Raw genomic sequence first — 8,877 nt, forward strand, 5'->3', positions numbered from 1 at the left:
GGTCGCCTCGGGGCGATCGACATCCCCCGGAACGTCGAGCGGCGCGCAATCGATGCGCCCGGCGCATTCGCGCGCCGGCCCCGTGCGCAGCGTCGCCTTCGGAAGCAGGAACTCGAGGGTGGCGGACGCGCGCACCGCACCGCCCGGAACGCCGCGCGCATCGACGCCGCTCGGCACATCCAGCGAGAACACGGGCGCCGCCTGCGCGTTCATGGCGTCGATCAGCGCGGCGGCGCGCGGCCGCGGCTCGCCTTCGAGACCGATGCCCAGCAGTGCGTCGACCACCACGTCCGCAGGCGGGAGCGCATCGCCGTCGCCGACGCGTCCGCCGGCTTCGACGAACGCCGCCTGCGCGCGGGCGGCGGCCGCGTGCCGACGCGGCTCGTCCGCGGCGTCGACCACCACCACGTCCCGACCGGACTCGTGCGCGAGGCGGGCGAGCACGTAACCGTCGCCGCCGTTACCGCCGGTGCCACAGACGACCGCCAGACGCATCGCCGCGGGCCAACACGCCAGCAGGTGCTGCCAGGCCGCGCGGCCCGCGCGTTCCATCAGGGCGTCGTCGCCGCCGGTCGCCGCGATCGCCGCGGCCTCGAAACGACGCAGTGAATCGATGTCGAACAGCGGCAGGAGGTCGCGCATCGGCCGATTCTATACTTGGCCCATGAGCCTCGCCGCCGACGTTCCCGCGCCGATCGACCTCGTCGCCGCGGCGGCCCGGGTGCGCGAACTCGCCCGCGAAATGGGCTTCCAGCGCTGCGGCATCAGCGACATCGAACTGCCGGACGACGAGGCCTTCCTCGCGGACTGGCTGTCGAAGGGGCTGCACGGCTCCATGGACTGGATGGCTCGACACGGCACGAAGCGCGCGCGTCCTGCGGAACTGTTGCCCGGCACGCTCCGCGTCATCAGCGTGGGGCTCGACTACGGCCGGCGCGACGACGAAGAAGCGTGGACAACGCTGGCCGATGGCGAACGCGCCTACGTCGCGCGGTACGCGCTCGGTCGCGACTATCACAAGCTGATGCGCAACCGCCTGCAGAAGCTGGCGGAGCGCATCGCCGCCGAGATCGGGCCGTTCGGGCACCGCGTGTTCGTCGACTCCGCGCCCGTGCTCGAACGCGCGCTTGCCCGCAACGCCGGGCTCGGCTGGATCGGCAAGCACACCTGCCTCATCGACCGGAATGGCGGTTCGTGGTTCTTCCTCGGCGAGATCTACGTCGACGTGCCGTTACCGGTCGATCCGCCCGCCACCGCGCATTGCGGCACGTGCGTCCGCTGCATCGACATCTGTCCCACGCAGGCGATCGTCGCGCCGCACCGGCTCGACGCGCGCCGTTGCATCTCCTACCTCACCATCGAGCACGAAGGCGCCATCGACCCCGAGCTGCGACCGCTCATGGGCAACCGGATCTTCGGCTGCGACGACTGCCAGCTGGTCTGCCCCTGGAACAAGTTCGCGCGGCGCACCGACGAACCCGACTTCCGCGCGCGCAACGATCTCGACCGCGCGACGTTGCCCGAGCTGTTCGCATGGGGCGAAGAGGAATTCCTGCGCCGCACGGAAGGCACGGCGATCCGCCGCAGCGGCCATGCACGCTGGTTGCGCAACATCGCGATCGCGCTCGGCAACGCGCCGACCACGCCCGCGGTGCTCGCCGCACTCGAATCGAGGCGCGACGTCGACGACCCCGTGGTGCGTGAGAGCGTCGAATGGGCACTGGCACGCCATGCCGGTGCGCGCCCGAGTGCAGGCATCTCCACGGCCCCTATGCGCGACGGCGGGCCGACGCCGGCGTAGATTGCCTGCCTGACTCCCGCTTGGTCGCACGCCATGGCCACCGATCCCGGCACCATCGAATTCCTCGTCGACCAGCTCGGCCCGCGCCGCGCCGCGTACTCGACCAAGCGCATGTTCGGCGAGTACTGCCTGTATCACGACGGCGTGCCGGTGGCGTTCGTCTGCGACGACGTGCTGTTCGTCAAGGACACGGCACCCGGCCGCGAGGCCATCGCGACCGCCGCCGAGCCCGCCTTCGGACCACCCTACCCCGGTGCCAAACCGTACCTGCGCATCGCGCCCGATCTCTGGGACGACGGCGACTGGCTGGTGCGCGTGCTCGAGGCGACCGCGGCCGCGTTGCCGCGACCGAAGCCACGCGCACCCAAGGGCGACGCGACCCGGACGAAGAAAGCAGCGACGCCGCGCGCGGCGACACGCCGCACGGACACCTCGACGCCCCGGCGCCCGAAGACGCCGCGCTGAGGCTCAGCGCAGCGTCGCGATCTCCGCAATCAGCGCGCGCGTCACCACGTCGTCGGCCTCCGCCTCGCCGCGCACCGCCGGCAATAGGCGATTTGCGATCTGCTTGCCGAGTTCCACGCCGAACTGGTCGAAGGCATTGATGCCCCAGACCACGGACTGCAGGAAGACGCTGTGCTCGTACAGGGCCACGAGCGCGCCGAGCGCATGCGGCGTCAGCGCATCGAGCAGGAACATGGTGCTGGGGCGGCCGCCCGGATAGTGGCGATGCAGGTCGTCGCTGTCCTGGCCGTTGGCGAACGCCTCGCTCTGCGCGAGCAGGTGCGACAGCAGCGCATCGTGGTTCGCACGGTGAGGCGCATCGGGGCGGACGATGCCGATGAAGTCGCAGGGCACGATCGTCGTTCCCTGGTGAAGCGCCTGGAAGAAGCTGTGCTGCGTGTCGGTGCCTGCCCCACCCCACCAGATCGGCACGGTGTCGACGCCGACAGGCGAGCCGTCCTCGCGCGCGGACTTGCCGAGGCTCTCCATCACGAGTTGCTGCAGGTAGCTGGGCAGCAGGCGCAGGCGGTCGTCGTACGGCAGTACCGCATGGCTCGCGAGGTCGAGCGCATTGCGGTTCCACACGGCGGTGAGCGCATGCCAGGCGGCGAGATTGCGACGGACCGGCTCGCGCAGCACGTGCTCGTCCATCTCGGCGGCGCCGGCGAGCATCGATTCGAAGCCCTCCATGCCGATCGCGATGGCGATCGGCAGGCCCACGGTCGACCACATGGAATAGCGACCGCCGACCCAGTCCCACATCGGCAGGATGCGGTGCTGCGGAATCCCCTGCTCCGCGGCGCGCGCCGGATTCGCCGTGATCGCGTAGAGACGCGAGTCGTCGCCCAGCCAGTCGCGCAACAGCCGTCCGTTGAGCAGCGTCTCCTGCGTACCGAAGCTCTTGGAGATCAGCAGCGCGGCGGTGGTCGACGGATCGAGCAGCGCCAGCACGCGCTGCGCGGCGTGTCCGTCGACGTTCGACAGGAAATGCACCCGCACGTGCGGACCACCGGGCGGAGACAGCGCATCGACCGCGAGCCGCGGCCCGAGGTCGGAGCCGCCGATGCCGACGCTGACTACGTCCGTGACGCCGGAGCGCGCGATCGCGTCCACGACGGCACGCATCGCCTCGCGGGCTTCGCGCGCCATGCCGTGCGACGCCGTGGCGGTCGGCGCATCGGTCGCGTCACCGCGCAGCGCGGTGTGCAGCGCGGGCCGGCCTTCCGTCGAATTGACATGTTCGCCTTCGAACAGCGCCTGCAGCCGCGCATCGAAGTCGAGCGACTCGCCGAGCCGGAACAACGCGTCCAGCGCCGCGCGGTCGTAGCGCTGGCGGGCGAAGTTGGCATGCAGCGGACCCACCCGCAGCGCGAAGTCGATCACGCGGTCCGGGTCGTCGGCGATCAGGTCCCGCAGCGGGCGGTCGAGCACGCGCGCCGCGTCGGCGCGGAGGGGAGCGAGGCGGTCGGCGGGCGTCATCCGTGGCTCGTCGGCAGGTCGGAATGGAAGCCCCGCATTCTGCCGCTTGCCGCGAAAGGACGGGTGATCCCGCCGCCGTCAGGCGGCCTGTGCCGGGATCTTGCGGTTGGTGTGCGTCAGGCGGTTGTCCGCGTCGACGTAGACGAGCGTGGGCTCGAAGCGAGCGGCTTCGGCTTCGTCGTAGTGGCCGTAGGCCGCGATGATCACGAGGTCGCCAGGGGCCGCGCGGTGCGCAGCGGCGCCGTTGACGGAGATCGTCCCGCTGCCTTCGTCGGCACGGATCGCGTAGGTCACGAAGCGCGTGCCCTGGTTGACGTTCCAGACGTGGATCTGCTCGTACTCACGGATGCCCGAGATGTCGAGCAGTCGGCCGTCGATCGCGCACGAGCCTTCGTAATGCAGCTCGGCATGGGTCACGGTGGCGCGGTGGATCTTGGCCTTGAGCAGGTTCAGGAACATGTCGGCAGCTCGTCCCGCGGGTCGCGGGCATCGGAGGCGCGAAGTCTAGCAGCGCATGGCGCGCTGCAACATGAGCGGGCTCAGCCGCCGCCGGACGGTCGCTCGAACTCCAGGTTGTCGATCAGGCGGGTGCTGCCGAGCCGGGCCGCGACCAGTGCGACCAGCGCCGTGTCTTCCGGCGCCGCGACGCCGAAGTCGCGCCGGCGGACGACGATGTAATCCGTGTCGAAGCCCGCATCCGCGAGGCTGGCCACTGCGCGCGCCTCGACGTCCGCGAGGGCCTCACCCGCACAAGCGGCGTCGCGCATCGCGCACAGCGTGCGGTACAGCACCGGCGCCCTCGCCCGCTCTTCGGCGGACAGGTACTGGTTGCGCGAGCTCATGGCGAGCCCGTCGGTATCGCGCACGGTCTCGCCCGGAACGATCTCGACCGGGAAGGACAGTTCGTGCGCGAGATAGCGGATCACCGCGAGCTGCTGGTAATCCTTGCGCCCGAAGACGGCCACGTCGGGCTGCACCTGCAGCAACAGGCGCGTGACCACCGTCGCCACGCCGTCGAAGTGGCCCGGGCGGTGCGCGCCTTCCAGCACGTCGGTGATGCCCGGGACGCGCACCTGCACGGCATTCGCCGCGCCGAACGGATACATGGTCGGCACGTCCGGCATCCACAGCACGTCGCAGCCGGCCTCGCGGAGCCCGGCCACGTCGCGCTCCGGCGTGCGCGGATAACGGGCGAAATCCTCGTTCGGACCGAACTGCGTCGGGTTCACGAAGACGCTCGCCACCACTCGATCCGCGTGCTGGCGCGCGAGGCGCACCAGCGCGAAGTGGCCGTCGTGCAGGTTGCCCATCGTCGGCACGAACGCGACGCGCTCGCCCGCCCGCGTCCAGCGGCGCACCGTGTCGCGCAGCCGTGCGAGTTCGTCGACGACCGTCGTCATGTCAGGCGTAGCCGTGCGCGGCGGACGGGAAGCTACCGGCGTGCACTTCGCGGACGAAGGCCTCGATGGCGCCCTGGATGCTGCCGCCCTCGGCCAGGAAATCCTTGACGAAGCGTGGCCGTCGACCGTGCCGCAGGCCGAGCATGTCGTGCAGCACCAGCACCTGCCCCGTGCACGCGGCACCGGCGCCGATGCCGATGGTGGGAATCGAGAGCGACGCGGTGATGCGTGCGGCGAGCTCCGACGGCACGCATTCGAGCACCAGCATGGATGCGCCGGCCGCCTCCACCGCGCGCGCGTCGTCGAGCATGCGCGTCGCGGCATCCTCGTCACGCCCCTGCACGCGATAGCCGCCCAGGCGCAACACCGACTGCGGCGTCAGGCCGAGGTGTGCGCAGACCGGAATCTCGCGCTCGACCAGGTGCCGGATGACGTCGAGCTTGAAACCCGCACCCTCGATCTTGACCATCGCCGCGCCCGCGCGGAGGAAGCGCGTCGCCGCGCCCAGTGCCACTGATGCGTTGGCGTCGGACTGGAACGGCATGTCCGCGATCAGCAGCGCGCGGTGCAGGCCACGCGCGACACAGGCCACGTGGTAGGCGATGTCGTCGACGGTGACGGGAAGCGTGCTGCCGTGCCCCTGCACCACCATGCCGAGCGAGTCGCCGACGAGCACGGTGTCGACCCCCGCGGCGTCGATCGCGCGCGCGAAGCCCGCGTCGTAGCACGTGAGCATGGTCAGCCGCCGGCCGTCCGTGCGGGCCTGCAGCAGCTGCGGGAGGGTGACGGGCGACGTCGTGTCGCCGGCGGCATTCGCGTACATGGCGCTAGCGTAGCGCCTCGATGTCCGCCGTCGCCATGCCGGCCAGCAGTGCGCCGACCGGGCCATGCCCCTCGAGCACCAGCGCGGGTGCGATCTCGGCCAGCGGCACGAGCACGAAGGCGCGCTCGTGAAGGTGCGGATGCGGCACGCGAAGGCCGTCGTCGTCGATCCGGCGGCTGCCGTAGAGCAGCAGGTCGAGATCGAGCGTGCGCGGGCCCCAGCGGCCGGCCGCCTGGCGATCGCGTCCGGCGCGTCGCTCGAGCGCGAGCAGCGCGTCGAGCAGTGCGTGCGGGTCGAGCGTGGTCTCGACGCGCGCGGCCGCGTTGATGAAATCCGGCTGGTCCGTCACGCCCCATGCGGGCGTGCGGTAGAGGTGCGACCGCGCGGTGAGGCGAACGCCTTCGAGGTCGTCGATCCAGCCGAACGCGGCGTCGAGCGCCTGCGCGGCATTCCCGATGTTGGCGCCGAGCCCGATGAAGGCCTCGACCGGCGCGCTCACTCGGGACCGCCGCCCGTGCGGCGACGGCGACGCCTGCGGCGCGGCTTGTCGCCGGCCTCGTCCTCGTCCGCCGCGAACTCGGCGGCATTCACCGCGGCGTCCGGATGCAGCTGTGCCTCGCGCCAGAACTCGACGTCGGCCTGGTGCTCGTCCGATGCCACGAGGCGCAGCACGAGGAAATCGAAGGCCGCGCGGAAACGCGGATGCGAGATGAGCCGGAACACGCGACGGCGCTGGCGCTGCGAGAAGCGCGGCTGCAGCAGCCAGATCTCCTGCATCGGCAACGAGAACCGGCGCGGCAGCGCGATGGTGTCCATCTGGTGCAGCGTGACGCGGTCGGCCGCGCGCTGCTGCGCCTCGGGCGCGTGCACGCCGTCCGCCTGCAGGCGCGCGAGAGCACGGCAATAGGCCGGCCACAGCAGCAGCGCGAACAGGAACGCAGGTGACGCCGGTTCGTCGGCCGCGATGCGGGCGTCGGTATCGCCGAGCCCCTTCAGCACCATCCGACGAAGCGCGCCGCTGCGGTTGCTCCGCAGGGCAGCGCCGGTTTCCGGGAACAGCACGTCCAGCAGCCCGTGCGACTCGAGACCGAGGAAGCTCTGCACCGCGTGGCCGGACAGGAACAGCTTGAGGCACTCCTCGAAGAGGCGTGCCGGTGCCGCGTCACGCAGCAGCGTCGCGAGCCGAGGAATCGGTTCGGCGGTCGCGCTCTCGATGGTGAACCCGAGCTTCGCCGCGAGGCGGATCGCGCGCAGCATGCGCACCGGATCTTCCCGATAGCGGCGCTCCGGGTCCCCGATCAGGCGGAGCACGCGCGCCTGAACGTCCTCGAAGCCGCCCACGTAGTCGCGGATCGAGAAGTCCTCGATCGAGTAGTACAGCGCGTTCGCGGTGAAATCGCGGCGTACCGCGTCTTCCTCGATGCTGCCGAAGACGTTGTCGCGGACGACCGCCTCGACCTCGTGCGCCTCGACGTCGTCGTCGACGGGCTGGTTCGCGCGGAACGTCGCGACCTCGATGATCTCGCGGCCGAAGACCACGTGCGCCAGACGGAAGCGGCGGCCGATCAGGCGGCAATTGCGGAACTGGCCGCGCACCTGTTCGGGCGTGGCGTCCGTCGCGATGTCGAAGTCCTTCGGGTGCCCGCCGATGAGCAGGTCGCGTACGGCACCGCCGACGAGGTGCGCGCCGAAACCCGCCTCCCGCAGCTTGTAGAGCACGCGCAGGGCGTTCGGGCTGATGTCGCGGCGCGACACGTTGTGCGCATCGCGCGGAATGATCGTCAAGGCGGCGTGGGAAGCGTCGGTCATCAGCGGGCGGGGCCGCGAAGTGGAGGTGGGCCCATTGCCGCGGGACAGTGAGCCCGCCTATACTACACGCCGCGCCGGACGGAGCTTCCAGCGCTTACCTCTGCTCCCTTCGTCTAGAGGCCTAGGACGTGGCCCTCTCAAGGCTAAAACACGGGTTCGAATCCCGTAGGGAGCGCCATATCCACGGTCCGGCGCACGGTTAAGTCGCGACAGGCCACACCGGCAACCCGTGCAGCGATGCGCGGGTTGTTTCGTTTCAGGCGCCGCGACGCCGGCCATCACGGAAGCACCATCATGCCCTTCGTCGTTACCGAGAACTGCATCAAGTGCAAGTACACCGACTGCGTCGAGGTCTGTCCGGTCGACTGCTTCCGTGAGGGGCCGAACTTCCTCGTGATCGACCCGGACGAGTGCATCGACTGCACGCTCTGCGAGCCCGAGTGCCCCATCAACGCGATCTACCCCGAGGACGATGTCCCCGCGGGCCAGGAGCAGTTCATCGCGCTCAATGCCGAGCTGTCGAAGGCGTGGCCGGCGATCACGGCGCGCAAGGACGGCATGCCGGACGCCAAGGACTGGGAAGGCGTGCCCGACAAGCTGCCGATGCTCGAACGCTGACCGGCACGGATCCCCGAAACGAGAACGGCGCCCTAGGGCGCCGTTCCTGCTTGGGCCGTACGCGAGGCCTCAGGGGGCGAGCGATGCCTTGAGCGCGGCCACGAGTCGACGTGCCGCCTCGCCCGTTGCGGGCAGCCCGCGCGGATCGACCGCGGCGACATACGTGCCGCCCGAGCCCGCCGTGACGCGCACGAGGAAGTTCGAGCCGGAGTAGTCGACGTCGTAGGCGCCCAGCAGCGGAGCGCGGTTCGTGACCTTGGCGCCCGGAACGGCCGCGATCGCATCGCCCAGGCGCGCGAATACCGCGTCGCGTTCGCCGGCGACGGTGAAGCCCAGCGACGACGCCTGCGACGCGGCCTGCTGCGTGGTCGACGCGGTCGCGCTGCCGGTCACGGGGGTGGCGGCGGGCGACGTGTCGAGCTCCGGCGGGACTTCCAGCGGGC

General features: G+C 70.8%; 11 protein-coding genes and 1 tRNA gene. 4 read left to right on the forward strand and 8 right to left on the reverse strand.

The features are described 5' to 3' along the window. Positions 1–642 (reverse strand): NAD(P)H-hydrate epimerase (locus tag ACY35P_RS14260; RefSeq protein ID WP_462116502.1); only part of this gene is annotated, 642 nt, incomplete at its 3' end. Positions 643–664: 22 nt separating this feature from the next. On the opposite strand from ACY35P_RS14260, the gene queG reads away from it, so the two are divergent. Together queG and ACY35P_RS14270 are read left to right on the forward strand one after the other, a co-directional pair. Continuing rightward, positions 665–1,801, forward strand: a complete 1,137-nt coding sequence (gene queG / locus ACY35P_RS14265) for a tRNA epoxyqueuosine(34) reductase QueG (RefSeq protein ID WP_462116503.1) — start codon at positions 665–667, stop codon at positions 1,799–1,801. A gap of 33 nt (positions 1,802–1,834) precedes the next feature. Further along, on the forward strand, positions 1,835–2,266 hold the full coding sequence (locus tag ACY35P_RS14270; protein WP_462116504.1) for a TfoX/Sxy family protein: 432 nt from the start codon (positions 1,835–1,837) through the stop codon (positions 2,264–2,266). A 3-nt stretch (positions 2,267–2,269) separates the two neighbouring features. Here the strand turns inward: ACY35P_RS14270 and pgi are convergent, their stop codons facing one another. The 6 genes from pgi to pcnB all read right to left on the reverse strand — a co-directional run bounded on the left by pgi (position 2,270) and on the right by pcnB (position 7,816). Continuing rightward, positions 2,270–3,784, reverse strand: a complete 1,515-nt coding sequence (gene pgi / locus ACY35P_RS14275) for a glucose-6-phosphate isomerase (protein WP_462116505.1) — start codon at positions 3,782–3,784, stop codon at positions 2,270–2,272. A gap of 78 nt (positions 3,785–3,862) precedes the next feature. Then, positions 3,863–4,243 carry an aspartate 1-decarboxylase gene (gene panD, locus ACY35P_RS14280; RefSeq protein ID WP_462116506.1) on the reverse strand — a complete coding sequence of 127 codons (381 nt, stop codon included), beginning with the start codon at positions 4,241–4,243 and terminating at the stop codon, positions 3,863–3,865. Positions 4,244–4,323: 80 nt separating this feature from the next. After that, positions 4,324–5,184, reverse strand: a complete 861-nt coding sequence (gene panC / locus ACY35P_RS14285) for a pantoate--beta-alanine ligase (protein ID WP_462116507.1) — start codon at positions 5,182–5,184, stop codon at positions 4,324–4,326. A gap of 1 nt (position 5,185) precedes the next feature. Then, positions 5,186–6,007: a 3-methyl-2-oxobutanoate hydroxymethyltransferase gene (gene panB, locus ACY35P_RS14290; RefSeq protein ID WP_462116508.1), complete on the reverse strand. Its 822-nt coding sequence runs from the start codon at positions 6,005–6,007 to the stop codon at positions 5,186–5,188. A gap of 4 nt (positions 6,008–6,011) precedes the next feature. After that, positions 6,012–6,506 carry a 2-amino-4-hydroxy-6-hydroxymethyldihydropteridine diphosphokinase gene (gene folK, locus ACY35P_RS14295; protein WP_462116509.1) on the reverse strand — a complete coding sequence of 165 codons (495 nt, stop codon included), beginning with the start codon at positions 6,504–6,506 and terminating at the stop codon, positions 6,012–6,014. Beyond that, entirely contained in the window at positions 6,503–7,816 is a 1,314-nt protein-coding gene (gene pcnB / locus ACY35P_RS14300) for a polynucleotide adenylyltransferase PcnB (protein WP_462116510.1), read from the reverse strand. The genes folK and pcnB overlap by 4 nt, the downstream gene beginning before the upstream one ends. A gap of 102 nt (positions 7,817–7,918) precedes the next feature. On the opposite strand from pcnB, the gene ACY35P_RS14305 reads away from it, so the two are divergent. Both ACY35P_RS14305 and fdxA read left to right on the forward strand, forming a co-directional pair. Then, positions 7,919–7,994: transfer RNA gene (locus ACY35P_RS14305), tRNA-Glu, on the forward strand. A 116-nt stretch (positions 7,995–8,110) separates the two neighbouring features. Then, a complete protein-coding gene (fdxA, locus tag ACY35P_RS14310; RefSeq protein ID WP_462116511.1) occupies positions 8,111–8,434 on the forward strand; it encodes a ferredoxin FdxA in 324 nt (107 codons plus the stop codon). A gap of 69 nt (positions 8,435–8,503) precedes the next feature. Here fdxA and ACY35P_RS14315 read toward each other — a convergent pair. Then, positions 8,504–8,877, reverse strand: a 374-nt coding sequence (locus tag ACY35P_RS14315) for a hypothetical protein (RefSeq protein ID WP_462116512.1), incomplete at its 5' end; no start/stop codon positions are given.

The sequence above is a fragment of the Lysobacter xanthus genome, from assembly GCF_047159895.1.

Excerpts from the sequence above, each read along its gene's own strand:
- panD (WP_462116506.1), bottom strand. The coding sequence starts at position 4,243 with ATGTTCCTGAACCTGCTCAAGGCCAAGATCCACCGCGCCACCGTGACC.
- pgi (WP_462116505.1), bottom strand. The coding sequence starts at position 3,784 with ATGACGCCCGCCGACCGCCTCGCTCCCCTCCGCGCCGACGCGGCGCGC.
- fdxA (WP_462116511.1), top strand. The coding sequence starts at position 8,111 with ATGCCCTTCGTCGTTACCGAGAACTGCATCAAGTGCAAGTACACCGAC.
- ACY35P_RS14270 (WP_462116504.1), top strand. The coding sequence starts at position 1,835 with ATGGCCACCGATCCCGGCACCATCGAATTCCTCGTCGACCAGCTCGGC.
- queG (WP_462116503.1), top strand. The coding sequence starts at position 665 with ATGAGCCTCGCCGCCGACGTTCCCGCGCCGATCGACCTCGTCGCCGCG.
- panB (WP_462116508.1), bottom strand. The coding sequence starts at position 6,007 with ATGTACGCGAATGCCGCCGGCGACACGACGTCGCCCGTCACCCTCCCG.
- panC (WP_462116507.1), bottom strand. The coding sequence starts at position 5,184 with ATGACGACGGTCGTCGACGAACTCGCACGGCTGCGCGACACGGTGCGC.
- pcnB (WP_462116510.1), bottom strand. The coding sequence starts at position 7,816 with ATGACCGACGCTTCCCACGCCGCCTTGACGATCATTCCGCGCGATGCG.